The 21,406-nt window shown below is 69.0% G+C and carries 21 protein-coding genes; 10 read left to right on the top strand and 11 right to left on the bottom strand.

Annotated features, from left to right (window positions below):
* The first annotated feature begins 47 nt into the window (after window positions 1-47).
* The gene (locus IMZ11_RS01330) at window positions 48-2,270 is read left to right on the top strand and encodes a transglycosylase domain-containing protein (RefSeq protein ID WP_228636879.1); all 2,223 of its coding nucleotides are present in this window, start codon (window positions 48-50) and stop codon (window positions 2,268-2,270) included.
* Window positions 2,271-2,279: 9 nt separating this feature from the next.
* Here the strand turns inward: IMZ11_RS01330 and IMZ11_RS01335 are convergent, their stop codons facing one another.
* The 3 genes from IMZ11_RS01335 to IMZ11_RS01345 all read right to left on the bottom strand — a co-directional run bounded on the left by IMZ11_RS01335 (window position 2,280) and on the right by IMZ11_RS01345 (window position 5,450).
* Complete coding sequence (locus IMZ11_RS01335; RefSeq protein WP_228636881.1) at window positions 2,280-4,265, bottom strand: thioredoxin domain-containing protein; 1,986 nt, start codon at window positions 4,263-4,265, stop codon at window positions 2,280-2,282.
* A 69-nt stretch (window positions 4,266-4,334) separates the two neighbouring features.
* Window positions 4,335-4,838 carry a nucleotidyl transferase AbiEii/AbiGii toxin family protein gene (locus IMZ11_RS01340; RefSeq protein ID WP_228637100.1) on the bottom strand — a complete coding sequence of 168 codons (504 nt, stop codon included), beginning with the start codon at window positions 4,836-4,838 and terminating at the stop codon, window positions 4,335-4,337.
* Between the two features lie 9 nt (window positions 4,839-4,847).
* Entirely contained in the window at window positions 4,848-5,450 is a 603-nt protein-coding gene (locus tag IMZ11_RS01345) for a type IV toxin-antitoxin system AbiEi family antitoxin domain-containing protein (protein ID WP_228636883.1), read from the bottom strand.
* A 119-nt stretch (window positions 5,451-5,569) separates the two neighbouring features.
* On the opposite strand from IMZ11_RS01345, the gene IMZ11_RS01350 reads away from it, so the two are divergent.
* Complete coding sequence (locus tag IMZ11_RS01350) at window positions 5,570-6,730, top strand: hypothetical protein (protein WP_228636885.1); 1,161 nt, start codon at window positions 5,570-5,572, stop codon at window positions 6,728-6,730.
* On the opposite strand, the gene IMZ11_RS01355 is transcribed toward IMZ11_RS01350, so the two are convergent.
* From IMZ11_RS01355 to mca, 3 genes are read right to left on the bottom strand one after another with little or no spacing between them, the layout of a single operon-like run.
* Entirely contained in the window at window positions 6,731-7,009 is a 279-nt protein-coding gene (locus IMZ11_RS01355; RefSeq protein ID WP_228636887.1) for a GNAT family N-acetyltransferase, read from the bottom strand.
* Between the two features lie 3 nt (window positions 7,010-7,012).
* Complete coding sequence (locus tag IMZ11_RS01360; RefSeq protein WP_228636888.1) at window positions 7,013-7,189, bottom strand: hypothetical protein; 177 nt, start codon at window positions 7,187-7,189, stop codon at window positions 7,013-7,015.
* 9 nt (window positions 7,190-7,198) lie between these two features.
* Window positions 7,199-8,080 carry a mycothiol conjugate amidase Mca gene (gene mca / locus IMZ11_RS01365; RefSeq protein ID WP_228636890.1) on the bottom strand — a complete coding sequence of 294 codons (882 nt, stop codon included), beginning with the start codon at window positions 8,078-8,080 and terminating at the stop codon, window positions 7,199-7,201.
* 117 nt (window positions 8,081-8,197) lie between these two features.
* Here mca and IMZ11_RS01370 point away from each other — a divergent pair, with 117 nt between their 5' ends.
* The 3 genes from IMZ11_RS01370 to IMZ11_RS01380 all read left to right on the top strand — a co-directional run bounded on the left by IMZ11_RS01370 (window position 8,198) and on the right by IMZ11_RS01380 (window position 10,668).
* Window positions 8,198-8,662: a DUF4307 domain-containing protein gene (locus IMZ11_RS01370; RefSeq protein ID WP_228636892.1), complete on the top strand. Its 465-nt coding sequence runs from the start codon at window positions 8,198-8,200 to the stop codon at window positions 8,660-8,662.
* Between the two features lie 75 nt (window positions 8,663-8,737).
* On the top strand, window positions 8,738-9,238 hold the full coding sequence (gene greA, locus IMZ11_RS01375) for a transcription elongation factor GreA (protein ID WP_061258269.1): 501 nt from the start codon (window positions 8,738-8,740) through the stop codon (window positions 9,236-9,238).
* Window positions 9,239-9,393: 155 nt separating this feature from the next.
* Window positions 9,394-10,668, top strand: coding sequence for a C40 family peptidase (locus tag IMZ11_RS01380; protein ID WP_228636893.1), 1,275 nt, complete (start codon window positions 9,394-9,396; stop codon window positions 10,666-10,668).
* A 124-nt stretch (window positions 10,669-10,792) separates the two neighbouring features.
* On the opposite strand, the gene IMZ11_RS01385 is transcribed toward IMZ11_RS01380, so the two are convergent.
* Window positions 10,793-11,518, bottom strand: coding sequence for an ABC transporter substrate-binding protein (locus tag IMZ11_RS01385; RefSeq protein ID WP_228637102.1), 726 nt, complete (start codon window positions 11,516-11,518; stop codon window positions 10,793-10,795).
* Window positions 11,519-11,809: 291 nt separating this feature from the next.
* Window positions 11,810-12,442 (bottom strand): TetR family transcriptional regulator, encoded by a 633-nt coding sequence (locus IMZ11_RS01390; protein WP_228636894.1) that lies wholly within the window; start codon window positions 12,440-12,442, stop codon window positions 11,810-11,812.
* A 218-nt stretch (window positions 12,443-12,660) separates the two neighbouring features.
* On the opposite strand from IMZ11_RS01390, the gene IMZ11_RS01395 reads away from it, so the two are divergent.
* The 5 genes from IMZ11_RS01395 to IMZ11_RS01415 all read left to right on the top strand — a co-directional run bounded on the left by IMZ11_RS01395 (window position 12,661) and on the right by IMZ11_RS01415 (window position 18,367).
* The gene (locus IMZ11_RS01395) at window positions 12,661-13,179 is read left to right on the top strand and encodes a hypothetical protein (protein ID WP_305075843.1); all 519 of its coding nucleotides are present in this window, start codon (window positions 12,661-12,663) and stop codon (window positions 13,177-13,179) included.
* Between the two features lie 269 nt (window positions 13,180-13,448).
* Entirely contained in the window at window positions 13,449-15,245 is a 1,797-nt protein-coding gene (locus IMZ11_RS01400) for a phosphoenolpyruvate carboxykinase (GTP) (RefSeq protein WP_228636897.1), read from the top strand.
* A gap of 269 nt (window positions 15,246-15,514) precedes the next feature.
* A complete protein-coding gene (locus IMZ11_RS01405) occupies window positions 15,515-16,051 on the top strand; it encodes a hypothetical protein (protein ID WP_228636899.1) in 537 nt (178 codons plus the stop codon).
* A 39-nt stretch (window positions 16,052-16,090) separates the two neighbouring features.
* Complete coding sequence (locus tag IMZ11_RS01410; RefSeq protein ID WP_061258278.1) at window positions 16,091-16,864, top strand: isoprenyl transferase; 774 nt, start codon at window positions 16,091-16,093, stop codon at window positions 16,862-16,864.
* Window positions 16,865-17,062: 198 nt separating this feature from the next.
* Window positions 17,063-18,367: a PhoH family protein gene (locus IMZ11_RS01415; RefSeq protein WP_228636903.1), complete on the top strand. Its 1,305-nt coding sequence runs from the start codon at window positions 17,063-17,065 to the stop codon at window positions 18,365-18,367.
* 18 nt (window positions 18,368-18,385) lie between these two features.
* Here IMZ11_RS01415 and IMZ11_RS01420 read toward each other — a convergent pair whose 3' ends face one another.
* Genes IMZ11_RS01420 through IMZ11_RS01430 form a run of 3 tightly spaced genes read right to left on the bottom strand, consistent with a single transcriptional unit; the run spans window position 18,386 to window position 21,101 of the window.
* Window positions 18,386-18,955 carry a hypothetical protein gene (locus IMZ11_RS01420; RefSeq protein WP_228636905.1) on the bottom strand — a complete coding sequence of 190 codons (570 nt, stop codon included), beginning with the start codon at window positions 18,953-18,955 and terminating at the stop codon, window positions 18,386-18,388.
* 44 nt (window positions 18,956-18,999) lie between these two features.
* Window positions 19,000-20,430, bottom strand: a complete 1,431-nt coding sequence (locus IMZ11_RS01425) for a sensor histidine kinase (RefSeq protein ID WP_228636907.1) — start codon at window positions 20,428-20,430, stop codon at window positions 19,000-19,002.
* Window positions 20,427-21,101 carry a response regulator transcription factor gene (locus IMZ11_RS01430; protein WP_082777222.1) on the bottom strand — a complete coding sequence of 225 codons (675 nt, stop codon included), beginning with the start codon at window positions 21,099-21,101 and terminating at the stop codon, window positions 20,427-20,429. The genes IMZ11_RS01425 and IMZ11_RS01430 overlap by 4 nt, the downstream gene beginning before the upstream one ends.
* Between the last annotated feature and the right edge of the window lie 305 nt (window positions 21,102-21,406).

A 21,406-nucleotide genomic window follows, 5' to 3' on the forward strand; every position in this document is an offset into this window, starting at 1 on the left:
CCAGGCGTCGCGAGGGCAGCGAGAGCGTGAGCAACCGGGGGTAGCGCGTGGAGACCGACGAGATTCCGGAGCAGCCGTCCGGGCCGGAGCAGCCCTTCGGCGCGGAGTCGCCGTCCGAGCCGAAGCGAAAACGGCCGAGGAGGCGGCGGCTCCTCAGGATCGCGTTGATCGCGTTCGGGGTCTGCGTGGGCGCGGTGGTCGGCCTGTTCGGCGTCATCTGGGTGATGACGCCGATCCCCGACACGACGCAGGACCTCGCGACCGCGCAGGGGTCGGTCATCTACTACAGGAACGGCAAGAGCGTCCTGGCCACCCAGGGCACCAACCGCAAGAACGTGCCGCTCAGCGAGGTGCCCGAGCCGGTCAGGCAGGCCGTCATCGCCGCCGAGAACCGGACGTTCTACAACGACCAGGGCGTTTCCCTGTCGGGCACCGCGCGGGCGGTGTGGTCGACGGTCACCGGGCAGCAGCTCCAGGGCGGCTCCACGATCACCCAGCAGCTGGTCCGCAACTACTACAGCGGGCTCAGCCAGGAGCGTTCCGTCGAGCGCAAGCTCAAGGAGATCATGATCGCCCTCAAGGTGGATCGTTCCAAATCCAAGGACTGGGTCCTGGAGCAGTACCTCAACACCATCTACTTCGGTCGCGGCGCGTACGGCATCCAGGCCGCGTCCCAGGCGTACTTCGGCAAGAACACGCGGGACCTCACCCCGGCCGAGGGCGCCTACCTCGCCGCGGTGATCCAGCAGCCGTCCCGCTTCGCCAACCCCAAGGGCACCGATCTCGACGCGGCCAAGAGCCGCTGGCAGGCCGTCGTCGACGGCATGGTCCAGACCCGGGCGATGACGGGTGAGCAGGCCGCGGCCCTCACCTTCCCCACGCTGGCCAAGCAGAAGGCCCCGCTCACGCTCGACGGCCAGAACGGTTTCATGGTCGCCCAGGTCACGGCCGAGCTGAACCGGCTGGGCTACACCGACGAGGACATCAGCCAGGGCGGCCTGAAGATCACCACGACGTTCGACAAGAAGCTGATGAAGCTCGCCGAGCGGTCGGTGAAGTCGGTCCTGCCCGACAACATGCCGCAGAAGGTGCGCACCGGCCTCGCCGCCGTCGATCCCGCCACGGGCGAGGTCCTCGCGTTCTACGGCGGCAGGTACGAGTCCAACCAGTACGACAACGCCTTCTCCGCCAAGGTCCAGGCGGGATCGACCTTCAAGCCGTACACGCTGGCCGCCGCGTTGGAGAACGGCTACGGCCTGACCAGCCGGGTCAACGGCAACTCGCCGATGCGGATCGCCTCGGCCACCATCCCGAACTCCGGCGGCCAGTCGTACGGCTCGTCCATCGACCTCGTCCAGGCCACCCGCAACTCGGTGAACACCGCGTTCGTGGACCTGGGGCAGCAGGTCGGCCTCGGCAAGGTCGCCGACGCGGCCGAGGCGGCGGGCATTCCCGCGGATCAGCTCACCCAGCACCGGGCCGCCGCCACGTTCCCCCTCGGCGTCGCCTCGGTGAGCGCCGTCCAGCAGGCGTCCGGGTTCGGAACGTTCGCGGCGCAGGGCGTCCATCACGACGTGCACGTGATCCGCTCGATCACCGACGCCGACGGTAACACCCGGAAGATCACCGCGCCGGGCAGGCGGGCGTTCAGCGAGGACACCGCCGCCGACACGACGTACGCGCTGGAGCAGGTGGTGCGGGGCGGCACCGGCACCGGGGCGCAGCTGTCCGACCGGCCGGTCGCCGGAAAGACGGGGACCACCGACAAGTCGGCCGCCGTCTGGTTCACCGGTTACGTGCCGCAGCTCTCCGTCGCGGTCAACATGTTCCGCGACGACAACAAGGCGGTGGAGGTGCCCGGATACGGCGCCTTGTACGGCGGAACGCTGCCCGCGCAGATCTGGAAGCAGTTCATGTCGGAGGCGATGGACGGCAAGCCCGTCAAGGACTTCCCCGATCCGTCGTCCTACTACTACGGCGGATACGACTCCTACGATCCGTACGGGTCGTATGGCGGCTACGACCGCTACGGCGACCGCTACGGTGACCGGTTCAACCGGGACAACGGCGGTGGCGGGAACGCGTCGCCCAGCCCGCAACCGTCCGCCACCGATCCGGGGACCCCGGACCACGGAAGGCCCGGCGGGGGTGAGACCACCGGACCCGGCCGGCCCGACGGGGACGGCGGGACCGGCGGCACGGGAGGCTCCACGGAGCCGCCGGGGAACACCGACCACACCGAGGCGCCGCCCGACCAGCCGACGCAGTGACCTGACTCCTCAGCGAGCCAGCTCGGCCTTCAGTTCCGCTGGGGTCGTGACCGGCGCCCGGCAGGTGAAGCGGCGGCACACGTAGGCCGCGGGGGCGCCGTCCACCATCGGCCGCCCTTCGAGCAGCGGGACCTCCCGCTCCTGCCCGTCCCGGGCGTCGCCGAGAGCGATCACCAGACCGGGAACCGTGGACATGAGGGCGGCCCGGTGCAGCGCCGCCGTACGCGGATCGTCGGACGGGCCGACGATCGCCACCTCGGCCGGGCCGTGCAGGGCGGCCTCGGCCACCGCGAGCCCCCAGCCCGCGAACCTGGCGTACTTGCCGGCCAGCACGGTGACGGTGCCCAGCGCCGCCTCCGCGGCCTCCCTGTGCCGAGCCGATCCGGTGAGCGCGGCGTAGGAGAGCAGTGCCCCGGCGGCCGCGAACTGCCCGGACGGCACGGCGTTGTCCGTCGGATCCTGCGGACGCTGGAAGAGGCGCTCGCCGTCGTCCGCTGTATCGAAGAACCCGCCCGACCCGTCGGCGAACCTGGTCAGCAACGTTTCCAGCAGCTCACCGGCGAGGCCGAACCACCGGGTATCGCCGGTCACCCCGTAGAGGGCGAGGAAACCCTCGGCGACGTCCGCGTAGTCCTCGAGCACGCCGGCGTTCTGGCCCGTACGGCCGTCCCGTGACGTGCGCAGCAGCCGCCCGCCGTCCACATGCAGCCGGGCGAGTAGCTCGGCCGCCGCCGTGGCCGCCTCGACCAGGTCGGGCCGTTCGAACAGCGCCCCCGTCTCGGCCAGCGCGGCGATCGCCAGCCCGTTCCACGCCGCCACCACCTTGTCGTCCCGCCCGGGGCGCGGCCGCTCCTCACGCGCCGCCAGCAGTGCCGTACGGACGCGGTCGAGGCGGGCCCGGTCATCGGGGTCGGCGAGGAGTCGGAGCACGGAGGTCCCGTGCTCGAAGGTGCCGGTGACCTCGAAGACGGAGGCCGCCCACGCGCCGTCGTCGTCTCCGAGCACCTCGCGGAGCCGGTCGGGCGTCCAGACGTAGAACAGGCCCTCGCCGTGCCGGCCGTCCGGACCCGTGCTGTCGGCGTCCAGGGCTGAGGCGAAGCCGCCCTCGGGCGTGCGCATCTCGCGGAGCAGCCACTCCGCCGTCTCCAGTGCCACCCGCCGGGCGAGCGTCGAACCGGTCGACCGCCACCAGTGGGTGTACACGCGCATCAGGAGCGCGTTGTCGTACAACATCTTCTCGAAGTGGGGGACGACCCATCCGGCGTCCACGGAATATCGCGCGAAGCCCCCGCCGAGCTGGTCGTACATCCCGCCCCTGGCCATCGCGTCCATGGTCTTCTCGGCCATGGCGAGCGCGTCGGGCGTCCCGTGCCGGAGCAGGAACTCCAGCACCATGGACGGTGGGAACTTGGGCGCGCCACCGAACCCGCCCGCGCGCGGGTCGAAACCCCCGGCCAGATCGCGTACGGCCTGCTCCAGGGTCGCGGCCATGGGCAGCGGACCGGACGGCAGCCGGCTCTGCTCGTTGAGGGCGTCGACGATTTTCGAACCCTGGAGTACGACGGTGTCGCGGTCGTTCTGCCAGGCCTGCGAGACGCCGTGCAGCAGCCGCTGGAACTGCGCGCGGGGAAAGTACGTCCCGGCATAGAACGGGTGGCCGTCCGGAGTGGCGAAGACCGTCATGGGCCAGCCGCCCTGCCCCGTCATCGCCTGGGTGGCGCTCATGTAGACCGCGTCGACGTCGGGCCGTTCCTCCCGGTCGACCTTGACGCTGACGAACCGCTCGTTCATCAGCTCGGCGGTCCCCGAGTCCTCGAACGACTCGTGTGCCATCACATGGCACCAGTGGCAGGCGGAGTACCCCACACTGATCAGCAGAGGGATGTCTCGCCTGCGCGCCTCGGCGAAGGCATCGGCACCCCACTCGAACCAGTCGACGGGGTTGTCCGCATGCTGCGCCAGATAGGGACTTGTGGCGTTTTTGAGCCGATTCATGAAGATCCCCCCAGCTTGGGCGTCGCGGCCGTCTCCTGCCCAGTAAACAGCCTCCGTGTCCGCCGTGATTCACGACCACGAACGTCGCGAGCAGTTCCACTGGCTCACATCGGTGGTGTCATCCAGAAGCGGATCAGCGAAAGCGATCACGTCATGGACCACCGTGGAGAAGCTCTGTGGGTATCCCGCTCCGTCGACGCCCTGCTTGGTGCGCCAGATGCTGTACGGCAGTTGCCGGGACACGGCGAGGTTCCCGACCAGCCGGCTGAGCGGCTCCAGCGTGAGCTGACGGTGACCGGCGGTCGCCTTGAGAGCCTGGAGCACTGAGGCGGCGGCCAGGTTGTGTCGACCAGTCAGGCGCCAGATATCCGCGTAGTCGCGATCTCTGGTGTTCCGATGGGAACGTTCCACAGCGGTGATGATCTTCTCTGTCGGCACGGTTTCCACGGGGTAGCCCAGCAGCGGGAAGCTGCCGCCGCTCACAAGCTCGGGATAGTCGATCAGGCGTGGTGCGGGTGTGACGGGGTCGCCGAAGCTGATGTCGAGCTGGAGGCGGATGTGTCGTTGGGGGATTGGGGGACATTACGCAAGCACCACCTCGATCGCCTGTCCTATGGGGCCTTCGACGTCGAGCAACCGTGCGAACCGCATGAGTTCTCGGCTGGTTGTTCCTCGGCGCCGAAGGTAGGAGCGAAGTGCTCGTAGGGCGACTTCATCACCTACTCGGTGTCGAAGGCGCATACAGTCGACTACGCTCCGTGCGGGACTGTAGATCCGTATGTGCTCTCCAGGGGCGACTTCGCGCAATTCCAGTCCTTCTTCGAAGGACGCGATGTTGAAGCGGTGCGCGATGACCGGCGGGTATGCGACGCGGGGGAGCCCGGCGTTTCTGGGAACGGCGACGTTGACGACCGCCGGGATCTCGTCGGTCAGTTCGTGGACGGACAACGCGGTTTCGAGGCAGAAGATGCCGCGTGGAACCCGCGCCGCGACCGCGATCAGGTCAAGGAATACGCTCTCGGCGGCATCGGCGCGCCGATAGACCCCACGCGACAACTCGTGGATCGCATCGTGCTGGAGGAGCCGCGCCATGGCGCGTGAGGACAGGCCCGCGCGCCGTGCCTCGCCCGTTGTGAAGGTCGGGCCCAGACGGTCCGGGATCTCCGGCTGCGTGTGCTCACCCATTGATGCACCAAATTACTACCAGCTCGCCTTACCTGGTAGTACTTCGATACGCGATCTTCCCTGGCGTTTCCGGGGTGGGGGATGTGTTCCCGGGGCGGCACGGCGTAGGCTCCGGGGGCGTGAGCTTGGATTTGGACTACGCCGTCAGGCACGCGGGCCGTCCGGCGGCTGAGTTGACGCGGCGTGACGTGGCCCGGGTGCTGTTGGCGGTGCCGTCGGGGCAGGCCCTCGTCTCTCTTCCCGATCTGAGGCGTGAGCTCCTGGCGGCGGGCAATCCGCTGTCCGTCCCGTTCTGGGACTCGGCCAAGGCGACCCTTTCCAGCATCGAGTCCGGTGTGGCGACGGTCGGTGACGTGCAGCGCTGGCTGGAGTCCACGGGGAGCGAGCCGATCCTGCTCACCCGCAGCTACTTCGTCTGGCCGGAGGAGGGCGAACGCGGGCCGGTCGCCACCGAGATGCACGCCAGGATGGTCGCGTTCCTTGAGGAGCGTGTCGCGTCCGGCCAGATCGACGTGGACGCGCTGGCCGCGGGCGACTCCGACGCCCGGCACGCGTACGAGGAGTTGCAGGAGCGCTGGCTGGGCGCGCCGCTGCCCGACGGCCGGGTGCCGGGCGCGGCGGTCAGCGACGAGCAGGACGAGGAGCTCTACGCCGCCTGGGACGAGGAGGAGGCGTTCGCGCTGGGCGAGCTCCGCCGGATCCTGGCCGAGTTGCCCGAACCGCCGCTGCCCGCCGGAGATCTGCGCTCGGCCGCCCTTCGGCTCCGCGTGACGCTGACGGAGAACGGCTATCCGGGGAACGTGCTGCGGGCCTGCGCCGGACTCGACGAAGACGCGCTACCGGAGCGCGACGAGGACCTCTGGCTGGCCGTCGCGGCCGGCATCGCGTCGCCGATCTCGGATCTGCCCGACGAGGAGGACGCGGCCCGGTTCTTCGACATGGAGGGGGAGCTGAGCCACGAGGACTCCATCCTCGCCTCGCTCTGCGCCATCAACCACGCCGACTGGCTCGCGGCGGTGACCACGCTGGCGAAGTACGGCCCCGGCGCGCTGGCCTCGCCGGAGCGGATCGCCCGGTTCATCGCCGACTCCGAGGACGTCGATCTGGACGCGGAGGACACCCTGGCCGAGCCTGAGGACCTTGAGGCGACGGAGATGCTGTTCACCGCGGTCACCCCGCTGTGGGCGCATCTCGGCATCGTGGACAAGGCCGAGGTGTTCACCGCGCTCGGCTGGTGGGGCCTGCCCAAGGCGCTGGAGCGTGCCTGGTCGGCGGGCTGATCACTCCGCCAGCAGGTCGCGGTACTCCGGATGGCGCTCGATGTACCGGGCGACGAACGGGCACTTCGGCACCACGGTCCGCCCGGTCTCCCGCACCTGGTCGAGGGCGCCGCCCACGAGACGGCTGCCGAGGCCCTTGCCCTCGAACTCCTCGCGGATCTCGGTGTGGGTGAAGACGATCGTGTCGTCGCTGAGACGGTACTCCGCGAACCCGGCGACCTCACCGTCGAGCAGGAGCTCGTACCGTGAGGCCGCCGCGTCGTGGACTATCTCGGGCACTCTTCAACCCTCACGCACGGGGATGGCGGGGTGCTCGCGCTCGTGCGGCAACTCGATCTTCGACATCTGCCTGTTCATCGACTTGATCAGGAAGAACAACGCGAAGCCGATGGCGGCGACGATGATGAAACCGAGAAGCCCCGGACCGATGCTCGGGTCGGTTGCGGTGGTGGAGTTCACGCTTCCAGCTTACGAGCAGGCAGGGGTGACCTCCGCGTGGATCCCCGTGAAGAGGTCGTCCTCGGGAAGCGAGGTGTCCATCAGGGACCTGGCGAGGTGGTAGTCCTCCGTCGGCCAGACCTCCTGCTGGATCTCACGCGGGCAGACGAACCAGAACCCGTCGGGGTCGACCTGGGTGGCGTGCGCGATCAGGGCCAGGTCGCGGATCTCGAAGTAGTCGGCGCACGGCACCCTGGTCGTGACGTCCCACTTCTCCGGGCGGTCCTCCCAGCGCGCGATCCAGTCGGCGTACGGTGAGCCCATGCCGCGCTCGTTCATCGCCTCGTGCAGCGCCTCGAACCGCTCCTTGCTGAAACCCATGTGGTAGTAGAGCTTCAGCGGCTGCCACGGCTCGCCGGTTCCGGGGTACTTGTCGGGGTCGCCGGCCGCCTCGAACGCCTCGATCGAGATCCGGTTGGTCATGATGTGATCGGGGTGCGGGTAGCCGCCGTTGTCGTCGTACGTGAGGATCACGTGCGGGCGGAACTCGCGGACCAGCGCGACCAGCGGCGCCGCGGCCACCTCGATCGGCTGTACGGCGAAGCATTCGTCGGGAAGCGGCTCGGTCTCGTCGTCGGGGAGCCCCGAGTCGACGAAGCCGAGGAAACGCTGCTCCACGCCGAGGATCTCCCGCGCCCGCTCCATCTCCAGGCGGCGTACCTCGCCGATGTTCTCCAGGACGTCCGGCCGGTCCATCTTGGGGTTCAGAACGGAGCCGCGTTCGCCGCCGGTACATGTGGCGACGAGGACGTCCACACCTTCTCTGACGTAGCGGGCCATCGTCGCCGCGCCCTTGCTCGACTCGTCGTCAGGGTGCGCGTGAACGGCCATCAGCCTCAGCGGTGCACTCACGGCTCTCCTCAATGTGTCCAGTCAGCTCCTCGAAGAGGTTAGCTTCTGGAGGGGGCGAGACCCCCGGGTTGGACAATTGTTTCGGACAACACCGTAAGACCCCAGGGAGATTCCGCCATGGCCGCCGAATCCAGTAGCAGGCCCGGCACGAGGGCCGGCGACGCCGGTGACAGGACCGGCGCGCTCGACGCTCCCATCCTCGGCACGCCCGACGACTATCCCGCGCGGCCCCAGGGGCGCCGGAGCGTCCTGGCGTACGTCGTCATCGGTCTGCTCGTCGCCGTGATCGCGGGCGGCTGGGGATACGTGATGATGGCCGCGCGGGGCAACCCCGAGGTGCGGGCCGACGTGGTGAGCTACAACGCCGACGCGGCCGACTCCGCCGAGGTGACCTTCTTGGTGCACAAGCCCGCCGACAGTGTGGCGAGCTGCCGGGTGCGTGCCGTCGACGTCCTTCACACCGAGGTCGGCAGCAAGGAGGTCACCATTCCGTCCGGCAGGTCGGACCTCACCGTGACGGAGCGTCTGAAGACGAGTTCCCAGGCCACGAGCGTGCTCGTTCAGTACTGCAATCTCGTATAGTGGAATCTTTGGGGAAGCGTTCGAAGGCGTTAACTTGTAAGCCTTTCGAGTCACTTAGAGGAACAAGGAGAGCCCGTGGCCGTCTCCCAGAACGACAACGTCACCTGGCTGACGCAAGAGGCGTACGACCGCCTCAAGGAGGAGTACGAGTACCTTTCCGGCCCGGGTCGCACGGATATCGCGAAGAAGATCGAAGCCGCCCGTGAAGAGGGCGACCTCAAGGAGAACGGCGGCTACCACGCCGCCAAGGACGAGCAGGGCAAGATGGAGGCCCGGATCTTCCACCTCCGCCAGATCCTGGACAGCGCCAAGGTGGGCGAGGCACCCCGCACCGAGGGTGTCGTCGGTCCCGGTATGACCGTGACGATCCGTTTCGTGGGTGATGACGAAGAGGTGACGTTCCTGCTCGCCTCCCGCGAGGAGAGCGGAGCGCCCATCGACGTCTACTCGCCGAACTCGCCGCTCGGTTCCGCGATCAACGGCAAGAAGATCGGCGACAAGGCGATGTACACCATGCCCAACGGCCGCCAGAACGAGGTCGAGATCCTCGAGGCCGTGCCGTACATCGGCAACTAGCCACCCGATCACACGTGCGTCGACCCGCTGGTATGTCTTCGTGCCGGCGGGTTTCGGCATGTGCGCCGATTGCGGTATTCGCCCCCGTACGGCAGTCTCGTTGATCGGGCTCGCCGATCCGAACGCGCTGCGGGCCTACGGGGAGATGGGGTGGGATGGTGCTCGACGGGCGTGCGCGTTCCTCGTTCCGGACGAGCGTCGCCCGCGTGGTGTCCGAGACCCGGCAGGACCTGGCCTACAGCCCGAGGGTGTCTCCCCGCAGGCGGATGCCCCGCGCGGCGGTCCCCGTCATCGCGGCGCTCCTGGTCTCCGTTTTCACCGCCGACCTGGTCGTCCTGAGCCGCGATCCCGCCACTCCGCCCGTACGGCGGCAGGCGACGGGGGCCGGTGCCGACGAGCACGACCGGCGGGTGGCGTCCGCCGAGCAGATCAAGGCGACGAATCCCGCGGTGGCGCCGCTCAAGGAGCTGCGCGACCCGCACCTGTTCGTGGTGGCGCGGGGGCCGCTCGCCCCGGACGTCGTGGCGAAGGTGCGCAAGGCGAAGGGCGTGGCGGCGGCGGAGGTGACCGACGCCGCCGACGTCATGGTGGACGGCAAGCGGGTGCAGACCCTGGGCGTCGAACCGTCGACGTTCCGCCCCTTCACGCCGAAGACGACGGCCAGATCCGACGCCCTCTGGAACAACGTCGCAGCCGGTGAGGTGGCTGTCTCCTTCGACCTGGGCCAGGACGGCGGCATCAAGCTGGGCTCGACGGTGACCGGAGGACGCCTCCAGCTGCGCGTGGGCGCGTACGCCACGATGGGCATGGGCTCGATCGCCGCCGTGGTGTCCCGGCAGACCGCGCGGAACCTGGGCATCCCCGAGGGCAACGCCCTGGTCGTCAGCGCTCCCAAGGTGGATTCGGGGAAGCTGCGCAGGAAACTGCTGAAGATCCTGCCGAAGGGCAGCCAGGTGGCCACGATCAACCCGGTGGTCGTCGTCCCGCGCGGCCGGACCACACAGCAGAAGACCTGGCCGGTGACCGCGTTCATGTCGGTCGACCAGCTCAAGGTCGCGCTCACGGCCGCGGTCGGCAAGCTGGGCCGCCCGTACGTGTGGGGCGCCGAGGGCCCGAACACCTTCGACTGCTCCGGCCTGGTCCAGTGGGCCTACGCCCAGGCGGGCGTCCGGATGCCTCGGGTCACCCACCAGCAGTGGGCGACCGGCCCGCAGGTGCCGCTCTCCCAGGCGCAGCCGGGCGACCTGCTGTTCTGGCGGAACGACCCGACCAACCCCAACTACATCTCGCACGTCGCGATCTACTGGGGCAACGGCAAGATGCTGCACGCCCCGCGTACGGGCGACGTCGTCAAGATCGCCCCGGTCTACACCCGGAACCTGGCCGGGGTGGTCCGGGTCAGCCCCTGGGTCGCCGCCCGCGTCCGCTGACCCACGCGAGCGGGGGCCTCCCGGCGACGGTCGCGTGGCATCCACCGACCTCACGGGTCCGCTGGATGCCATGACCTCAACCGTCCGGCCTTCAGGAACCCGGCCGAGGTTTCCGGTGAGAGGGCTACGCGAGCTTGAGGGTCAGCGGGTCGATCGTCCCGAACGGCGTGAGCTCGACCTTGGCGATGCGGTCGGAGCGCCAGGTCAGGTCACCGTAGAACCAGAGCGGGATGGCCGGGAGATCCTTGACGAGCAGCGCTTCGGCTCGCTGGTAGAGCCTGATCGCCTCGGCAGAGGACCGCTGCCGGTCCGCCGCGTGGAGCAGCGCGTCGAACTTCTTGTTCCGGTACACCTTGTCGTTGTAGGCACCGTCAGACGCGTACATCGGGCCGACGGCGTTCTGGATGTAGGGGAAGTCGAGCTGCCAGCCCGACCGGAACATCCCGTTCAGCAGCCCCGCTCTCTTCGCCTTGTCGAAAGAGGTGAAAGTCGCCTTCGCCTCGGGGACGAACCTCACCTTGCCCTTGAACACCTTGTTCAGGTCCGCCACGAGCGGCTTGATCCACTCCAGGTGGACGCTGTCGGCGTTGTAGTACACGGGAAGCACGGCCGGTGGCCGGAAACCCGACGCGAGGGCCTTGGTCAGGTATTCGCGCGCCTTGGCCGGGTTGTACACGCACACCTGTCCGCAGGGGTCACGCCAGCTCCTCTCGGTGAGGGGAGGGACGAAGGAGTGCGCCGGAATCCGTGAGCTGTCGAAAGCCTGCTTCGTGATCGCCTCGCGGTCGATCGCCATCGAGACGGCCCTACGGAAGTCCGCGTTCGCCGCGATCTTCTCCGGGAAAGAGATGGCCTGAAGTACGAGATTCCGGCCAGTGCCTCACCCCGGCACCCGTCGTCATCCGCCAAGGTGACCTCCACGTACGGCGCGCAGGTCGCGACGGTGATCTCCGGCGCGCTGTCGGCGTGCGCCGTGCCCGCCACGGCCGTGCAGGGGAGCAGGGCAAGGGCCGCGATGGCGGCGCGTCTCTGTCGAGACATGTCCGACCTCCAGTGGCGAGGTTTTGTAAAAATCAGGTAGATCGCCATATGGGGCAGGTCGGCGCATCGCCCCGGCAACGGGCTGCGGCTTGATCACGATTCAGACGGGCAGGCCGTCCTCAAGGAGACCGAGAGCCTCGTCGACCAGGTCGGGCAGGGAGCGGGTGCCGTCCGCGGCGGCCCAGCTGTACAGCGCCGGGAGCATCGCCCCCAGCACGGCCCCGGCGAAGGTCCGCACGGCGGGGGCGGACCGGTCGCGGCCTGAGCGCTCGGCGACCACCCCGGCCAGCAGGTGCACCGTGGTCAGCAGGTTGTCCAGGCTGCGGGCGCGTACGGCAGGGACGCTCATCATCAGGCTCATCCGGACGCGGACCCCGTCCAGTCCCTCAGGAGGAATCTGCGCGAAGGCCGTGTGCAGCGCCCGCCGGATCGCGGTGAGCGGGGGCAGCTCAGGCGGCTGGGCCCGCATCTCCGCAAGCAGTATCGGGTCGTAGTCGTCCTGAACGATCAGGTCTTCCTTGGTCGGGAAGTACCGGAAGAGCGTGCTCGGAGACACCTCGGCCGCCTCCGCGATCTGCTCGACGGTGGTGGCCTCGTAGCCCTGCTCGGTGAACATCCGCAGCGCGTGCTCCTGGATCGCCCGCCGGGTCTTGGCCTTCTTGCGCTCGCGCAGGCTCAGGACGGCCCGCTGCGTCGAGTCGGCGTTCCGGTCAGCGCGCTGAGGGGAGCTCATGCCCCGATTTTGCCGTCTCCCCGCACCTCTGGGAAGGAAGATCAACATCGGCGGGGTAATGACCGGGGCCGCGGCCGGCGTGGACAGTGGAAAGGAGGCTGCCGAGGTGGGCCGATCGCGCCTCGCGGGACACGCGGCTCCGGAGCGAAAGCAACTCCCGGAAGAGTGTCACTGTCGACACATGGCCCGCTGGGGGAAGCGGATGTAATCTCGATTACATGGATACAGAGGAGCAGTTGCGGGGCTGGTTCGCGGGACGCCTGCCCGAGGGCTGGTTCGCCGAGGTGCCCGAGGTGGTGGTCGATCGCGAGGAGATCGCGGTCGTCGGCGTCGTCCCCCCGCTGACCGTGGCGCGCGGGTTGCCCGACCTGGAGCGTTCCGCCGCACTGGAGGGCTATGTCGAGAGGTTCCGCGAGGAGACCAGGGAGCGCCGGATCGAGATCGCCCGCGAGGCCGAACGGCGATTCCGCAGGAAGGTTTCCTGGGGGATCGTCGTCGAGGGCGAGAGAGTGATGTTCACCACGTTGTCGGTGCCCGTCATGACGCGGTTGCGGCAGCCGGAGCGTCAGGTCCTCGACACACTCGTCGCCGCGGGGGTCGCACGCAGCCGCAGCGACGCCCTGGCCTGGTGCGTCCGTCTGGTGGGGCGGCACACCGACACCTGGCTCGCTGACCTGCGGGATGCCCTCCAGCACGTGGATCGGGTCCGCGCCGCCGGGCCGGATCACGTGGACTAAACCAATTGAAAAAATGGTCTGGACCACTTCGGATGGCCTATACCAATATTGCCGGACGGGAGTGATCTGACACTCGGAACTCGTTTCTTTGAACCGCTTTCTACTGGGTAGGCTCCACGAACCGTCACGGCCCCTGCCTGGCCAAACTCCATTCCGGAGCCGTGTGGACCCGAGTGCCGCCGGATATGGGCGTGGTCTACGCCAATTGGATTCGTCGGCCATTCGTCGTCAATGATGATTTGGTCCTTCGAGAAAAAGGAGCCGGTTCCGTGTCCGTATCAGCAGAGGTACGCGTTCCGACGACTCACCCCGAGCTGGCCGCCTGGGTCAGGGAGATCGCCGAGCTGACCCAGCCTGACAGGGTCGAATGGTGCGACGGCTCCGAGGCGGAGTGGACCCGCTTGACGAACCTGCTCGTCAAACAGGGCACTCTCACCCGGCTGGCCAAACGGCCCAACAGCTTCCTTGCGACCTCGGACCCGAGTGACGTCGCCCGGGTCGAGGACCGAACGTACATCTGCTCGGAGCGGGCCGAGGACGCGGGGCCGACGAACAACTGGATCGCCCCGGCCGAGATGCGGCGGACGTTCGGTGAGCTGTTCAAGGGATGCATGCGCGGTCGCACGATGTACGTCGTGCCGTTCTGCATGGGCCCCCTCGGCGGCACCATCTCCCAGCTCGGCGTGGAGATCACCGACTCGCCGTACGTGGCCGTGTCCATGCGGGTCATGACCCGGATGGGTGAGGAGGCGCTGCGCCTGATCGAGGAGCGCGGCGACTTCGTCAAGGCCGTCCACTCCGTGGGCGCCCCGCTGGCCGAGGGCCAGGAGGACGTTCCCTGGCCGTGCAGCGACACCAAGTACATCAGCCACTTCCCGGAGACCCGCGAGATCTGGTCGTACGGCTCGGGCTACGGCGGCAACGCCCTGCTCGGGAAGAAGTGCTACGCGCTGCGCATCGCCAGCGTCATGGCCAGGGACGAGGGCTGGCTGGCCGAGCACATGCTCATCCTCAAGCTCACACCGCCGCAGGGTGAGGCGCGGTACGTCGCCGCGGCGTTCCCCTCGGCGTGCGGCAAGACCAACCTCGCCATGCTCCAGCCGACGATTCCCGGCTGGAAGGTCGAGACGATCGGCGACGACATCGCCTGGATGCGGTTCGGCCCCGACGGCCGCCTGTACGCCATCAACCCCGAGGCGGGGTTCTTCGGCGTCGCGCCGGGGACCGGCGAGTCCACCAACGCCAACGCGATCGAGACCCTCTGGGGCAACAGCATCTTCACCAACGTCGCCCTGACCGACGACGGCGACGTGTGGTGGGAGGGTCTCACCGACGAGCCGCCGGCCCACCTGACGGACTGGAAGGGCCGTTCCTGGACGCCGGAGTCCGGCGAGCCGGCCGCGCACCCGAACGCGCGCTTCACCACCCCGGCCGGGCAGTGCCCGACGATCGCGCCCGAGTGGCAGGACCCGGCGGGCGTGCCGATCTCGGCCATCCTGTTCGGCGGACGCAGGGCGACCGCGGTCCCGCTGGTCACCGAGTCCCTGAGCTGGCAGCAGGGCGTCTTCCTCGGCGCCAACGTCGCCTCGGAGAAGACCGCGGCGGCCGAGGGCAAGGTCGGTGAGCTGCGCCGCGATCCGTTCGCGATGCTCCCGTTCTGCGGCTACAACATGGGCGACTACTTCGCCCACTGGATCAGGATCGGCCAGCAGGCGGACCCCGCCAAGCTGCCGCGGATCTACTACGTCAACTGGTTCCGCAAGGACGCGAACGGCCGGTTCCTGTGGCCGGGCTTCGGCGAGAACAGCCGGGTCCTCAAGTGGATCGTCGGCCGGCTGAACGGCCAGGAGGACGCCGTGCCGAGCGCGATCGGCAACCTGCCCGTCGCGCTGGACACCGAGGGCCTGAACGTCTCTGAGAGCGACATGGCGGAGCTGCTGAGCGTCGACCCCGAGGTGTGGCGTGAGGAGGCGGCGCTCGTGCCGGCCTTCTTCGAGACCTTCGGCGACCACCTGCCCAAGGAGCTGTGGGACGAGTACAACGCCCTGGTCGACCGCCTGAGCTGACCTGGCCACTCCTGAGCCACCGTACGGGCCTCGGATCGTCCGCTGGACGCCCCGGGGCCCCTTCGGCTTTCGCCTATTTTCGACCGGCTCCGGTCATAACCTGGCGGAGGAAACCCGTCCACGGTCCGGCCTGTGGGCCCGTCTGATGCGCCGGGTCCACTAACGCGGACTTGCCCGTTTTGGGGTGTTAGCGGCGAGTTGTCGCGGCTAGCGTGTGAACCGTGCAAGGGTTACCGTGCGTAGACGGATCATACCTTACCGTTAATCCGGTGCCGTGCCGGGACAGACTGGGCGTGCCGTACGAGGTCACGTTGGAGCTGTACCGGGACGGCGTGCCGTACGGAACGGTCGGGGAGCGGTGCGGCTGGTTCCTGGCCAGGCTGGCCCGGGTGATCGCGGACGCGAGAGCGGACGGCGGTCCCCAGGCCGGCGGCTGGCCGGATCCGGAGGACCGCTTCCCCGGCGGCGACGAGGGCGAGATGTTCGCCCTCCGCTACCGGAGCAGGATCGACGTGGTCGGCGGCGGTGAGCTGCGCTGCCAGGTGCGGACCATGCCGTCGTGGATCCCCGCCCGGCGGCGCGGGGGCGTCGCTCCGCTGGGCGAGTGGCGGCTCACCCGCAGGGCCTTCCTGGAGGCATGGGGCGCGAGCGGCGTCGGCCTGCGCGCGGAACTGACCTCCGGCCGCCTGGCCGCCTTTGTTGAGGGTCTCGTCGGCGACGCCGAGGAAATATTGGGGGGTTCGTTCGAGATGGAACGCAACAGCAACCTCACGAACGGAGCAGTCAGGGTGTCGCGGCCCCGATAATTGACCGGAGCCACCGGGTCGCGAGGGAAGAGGACTTGCATGGGCGTGCGCGATCTCGTGTACAAGCTGTACGAGCGCAGGCTCGAGCGGAAGCTCTCCGGGTCCCGCGAGGCGGACCTGATCCCCCGGCATGTGGGCGTCATCGTCGACGGCAACCGGCGATGGGCCAGGGCCATGGGCCTGCGTGACGTGAGCCGCGGGCACCAGAAGGGCGCCGACAAGATCACCGAGCTCCTGGAGTGGTGCCGGGAGGCCGGGGTCGAGTACGTGACGCTGTGGCTGCTCTCCACCGACAACCTCTCCCGGGACCAGGCCGAACTCCAGCCGCTGCTCCAGGTGATCGAGGGGCTGGTGCAGGACCTCGTCGAGCAGGGATGGCACGTCAGTCCCATGGGGTCACTGGATCTGCTGCCCGATCACACCGCTCGTGTCCTGAAAGATGCAAAAGAAACCACATCACACCGCCCTGGCCTGATTGTGAACGTGGCCGTTGGGTATGGAGGAAGACGTGAGATCGCTGATGCGGTGCGCTCTCTCCTCCAGGAGCACGCCAGCAAGGGCGCGAGCATCGAGGACCTCGTCGAGGTCCTCGACGTCGAGCACATCGCGGAGCATCTCTACACGCGCGGACTGCCCGACCCCGACCTCGTCATCCGGACGTCGGGAGAGCAGCGACTCTCCGGTTTCCTGCTCTGGCAGAGCGCCCACTCCGAGTTCTACTTCTGCGAGGCCTACTGGCCTGACTTCCGCAGAGTCGACTTCCTGCGGGCGCTCCGCTCGTACGCCGCGCGGCACCGTCGGTACGGTTCCTGAAACGGCACGTGAACGCTCCCTTTCGGTCACGGTCCAGCTATTGGGATCAAGGGGAACGTTACGTACCGTAGTGGGAGAGGGCCTGTCCTTGATCGTGAGGAGGGCCGGAATCCCGGTCCACTTCGTCAGGGCACGGGTCCGGTCCGTTCACCACCATTCACGGCAGGGTGCCCTTTCCAGGCGCCCGGGGGAGAACGCGTGGCACAGTCCTCGAGTAACCCGACCCGCACCTACATCCTTGACACCTCCGTCCTGCTCGCCGACCCGGCGGCGATGAGCCGCTTCGCCGAGCACGAGGTCGTCATCCCGGTCGTCGTCGTCACCGAGCTGGAGGCCAAGAGGCAGCATCCTGAACTCGGCTACTTCGCCCGCGAGGCACTGCGCTTCCTCGACGACCTCAGGGTGCGGCACGGTCGCCTGGACGAGCCCATGCCGATCGGCGAGGGCACCATCCGGGTGGAGCTCAACCACAGCGACCCGTCGGTCCTTCCGGCCGGGTTCCGCCTCGGTGACAACGACACCCGCATCCTCACGGTCGCGCAGAACCTCGCGGCCGAGGGCTGCGACGTGGTGCTCGTCTCGAAGGACCTGCCCATGCGCGTCAAGGCCGCCTCGATCGGCCTCGCCGCGGAGGAGTACCGCGCCGGGATGGTGGTCGAGTCGGGCTGGACCGGCATGGCCGAACTCCAGGTGACCACCGAGGACGTCGAGGCGCTCTTCGAGAGCGGCAACGCGGACCTGGAGGAGGCCCGCGACCTTCCCTGCCACACCGGCCTGCGGCTGCTGTCCAGCCGCGGCTCCGCGCTCGGGCGCGTCATGCCCGACAAGTCCGTACGCCTGGTCCGGGGCGACCGTGAGGTCTTCGGCCTGCACGGCCGGTCGGCGGAGCAGCGGATCGCGCTCGACATCCTCATGGACCCCGAGGTGGGCATCGTCTCCATGGGGGGACGCGCGGGCACCGGGAAGTCGGCCCTGGCCCTCTGCGCGGGCCTGGAGGCCGTGCTGGAGCGCCGCCAGCACCGCAAGGTCATCGTCTTCCGCCCGCTGTACGCCGTGGGCGGCCAGGAGCTCGGTTACCTCCCGGGTTCGGAGAACGAGAAGATGGGCCCCTGGGCCCAGGCCGTCTACGACACGCTCGGCGCGGTGACCACGCCCGAGGTGATCGAAGAGGTCCTGGACCGCGGAATGCTGGAGGTCCTCCCGCTCACGCACATCCGCGGCCGCTCGCTCCACGACGCGTTCGTCATCGTGGACGAGGCCCAGTCGCTGGAGCGCGGGGTGCTCCTCACCGTGCTGTCGCGGATCGGGGCGAACTCGCGGGTGGTGCTCACCCACGACATCGCCCAGCGCGACAACCTCCGTGTCGGCCGGCACGACGGTGTGGTCGCGGTGGTCGAGAAGCTCAAGGGGCATCCGCTGTTCGCGCACATCACGCTCACCAGGTCGGAGCGGTCGCAGATCGCCGCCCTGGTGACCGAGATGCTGGAGGACATCACCTTCTGATCCCCGGCCTGCCGGGGGTCAGGGCGGGAGATGGCCGTTCTGCGGTGCCAGATCCCAGTACTCCCGGCAGGTGTGGATCTTCAGGGTCTCGGCGTCGCCCTGCGCGATCTCCACGGCCCAGATCTCCGGGCGCAGCCGCGCCGTACAGGTGATCTGGGCCATCGCGATCCTGGACATCTTCGGCCCGCTGACGAACACCCGGAGCCGCAGGCCCACGCTGTCCGGATCGTTGCGGCTGCTCGGATCGGGCGTGTACCGCATGAGCTGGACCTGGGCCAGCCGCATGCGGCTCAGGGCGGTGCCGACGCCGCTGGGCGGGCGCCGCCCGGCCCCGAACAGCGCGGAGAGAACATCGTTGACGTGCGAGGACGTCGCGGCCACGCTGGTGGGCTCAAGCCGTCCCGACCGGACGAGGTAGACGCGCACGACCGTCGAGGCGCCGCTGATCACCGGAGGCGGGCCGCCGTCGTTGACCCTCGTCGGCTCCACCCCGCATCCCGCGACCGCGGCGAGGAGCAGCGCGACCCCGGCCAGCCGGCCGAGCACGGCACGGCCCAGCACGGCACGGCCCGCGGTGACACGGCTCATGACGCGGCTCATGACGCGGCTCACGGCGCGGCTCACGGCGCGGCTCACGGCGCGGGGATCCACAACGTGAAAAGGGTGCCGGGGTCGCATCGTCGTACCTCGATCGTGCCGCGGTGCAGTTCCGCGTTGGCCTTGGCGATGGCCAGCCCCAGGCCGCTCCCGACGCTGCGCGCCCGGCCCGCACCGGCCTTGTAGAAGCGCTCGAAGACGTGGGGGAGGGACCGCTCCGGGATGCCCTCTCCGTGGTCGCGTACGGTGACCTGGAGGCCGCTGGGCCGTACTCTGGCGCTCACCAGCACCGGCTGGGCCCCGTGGTGCAGGGCGTTGCCGACGAGGTTGGCCACGATCACGTCGAAGCGCCGGGGGTCGAGGGAGAACATCAGCCCGATCGGGACGGTGAGCTTCACCTGGTCGCCCCAGCCGCGTACCTCCAGGCAGTCGGCCAGGGTGTCGCCCACGTCCACGTTCTCTCTGCGCAGTACGGCGGCGCCGGAGTCGAAGCGGCTGACCTCGATGAGGTGCTCCACGAGGATCTTGAGCCGGTCGATCTCGTGGAGCACGATGCGCACCGCCTCGCCCGCGTCGTCCGGCAGGCCGTCCGCCTCCTCGGAGAGCATGTCCGTCACCGCGGTCATCGCGGTCAGGGGCGTGCGCAGTTCGTGCGAGACGTCGGCGACGAAGCGCCGGGACATCGCCTCCAGGGTGCGCAGCTCGGTCACCTTCTCCTCCAGCGCCTCCGCCGTCTCGTTGAAGATGGCGGTGAGCTCGGCCAGCTCGTCCTTCCCGCGTACGGGGAGCCGGATGTGCAGCTCGCCGGCGCCGAGCATGCGCGCGGCGGTGCCGAGCCTGCGCACGGGGAGCAGCACCTGCCAGGCCGACAGCAGGGCCACGGTCAGCGCGATCGCCAACGTGATCCCGCCCGCCTGGAGGAGCGATCCCCGCAGCCGGTTGAGCACGCCCTCCTCGTCGCTCAGCGAGACGAAGACGTACGCGCTCAGGCCGGTGCCGCGCACGACGCCGTTCTGGTTGGCGCGGTGGATCTGGGTGGCGACCAGCAGCCACGGCCGGTCGTTCAGCCTGAGCCGCTGGAACACCAGGCGCCGGGTGGCCTGCCAGCGGAGCTGGTCGGGCACGTCGGTCATGGTGAAGGGCGAGCCGCGGCTGATGCGCCGGTGGCCGCCGTAGGTGACGATGACCGCGCGGTCGGGCCCGTTGAGCGCGTTGACGAGGTCGCCCAGGTCCTCGTCGGTCACCGTGGAGTCGCTCGGCCACACGACGTCGCTGGCGCCGACGGGCAGGGCGACCCGGGACAGCGTGTCGCGGATGTCGGAGACCGAGACCCGCTGCACCCGGTCCAGCAGCTCCCTGCGGACGAGTTGGTAGCCGAGCCCGGCCACGGCCACGGAGGCGATGATCGCCACCAGCAGGAAGGTGATCACCAGCCGGCCGCGCAGACCGGTGGGAACCCAGCTCATGGCGGGCTGAAGCGGTATCCGAAGCCGCGGACGGTGTGGATGAAGACCGGCTCGGCCGGCACCGGCTCTATCTTCGCCCTGATCCGCTGCACGCACGCGTCGACCAGTCGCGAGTCGGCGACGTGGGAGTGGTCCCACACGGTCCTGAGCAGGTAGCGGCGGTTGAGGACCTGGCCCGGATGGCGGACCAGTTCGAGCAGCAGGCGCAGCTCCGTCGGGGTGAGGTGGATCTCGCGTCCCTTGTGCGTCACCTTGAGCGCGCCCCGGTCCACCAGCAGGTCGCCGAAGCTGATCCGGTCGGAGGAGGCGGACTCCAGGCGCCGCAGGACGGCCCGGATCCGCGCGTCGAGCACCCGTGGCTCCACCGGCTTGACCACGTAGTCGTCGGCGCCGGCCTCCAGACCCACGACCACGTCGAGGTCGTCGCCCCGCGCGGTGAGCAGGATGACCGGCAGCGAGTCCAGCTTGCGGATGCGGCGGCACACCTCGACCCCGTCGATGCCCGGGAGCATCACGTCGAGGATCACGATCTCCGGGCGCCGGGCCCGTACGTGGGCCAGGGCCTCTTCCCCCGTCGCGTACGCCGTCACGGAGTGGCCCTGGCGGGTGAGCGCGAGCTCGAGCCCCATGCGAACGGAGGGGTCGTCTTCGACCAGGAGGATGCCAGCCACGCGGACATTATGGACTGTATGTCGGGAATTCCTGAGGGTGTCATGAAACCGTAACGCGGCGCGCACCTGGTCAGGACGAACGGCGTGCAAGCTCGCGAAAGGGTCCTCCCTTCGGCGCGGGGGTCCGAGGGGCGGACCCGTGTGATGAATATCACATGTTTCAGGAAAGCCCACGTACCGGGCGGTTAGGGCAAAGAATTCACCAACGGACTTTATTGTTTGGGTTGCGCGACACCCCCGGGTACAGGGCAAGCTCATAGGTCGTGAGTTCTGGTCAGCAGCTGAGAGAGCGCCCGTCGCGTTCC

Source organism: Microtetraspora sp. AC03309 (genome assembly GCF_020826795.1).
GTDB lineage: Bacteria > Actinomycetota > Actinomycetes > Streptosporangiales > Streptosporangiaceae > Microtetraspora > Microtetraspora glauca.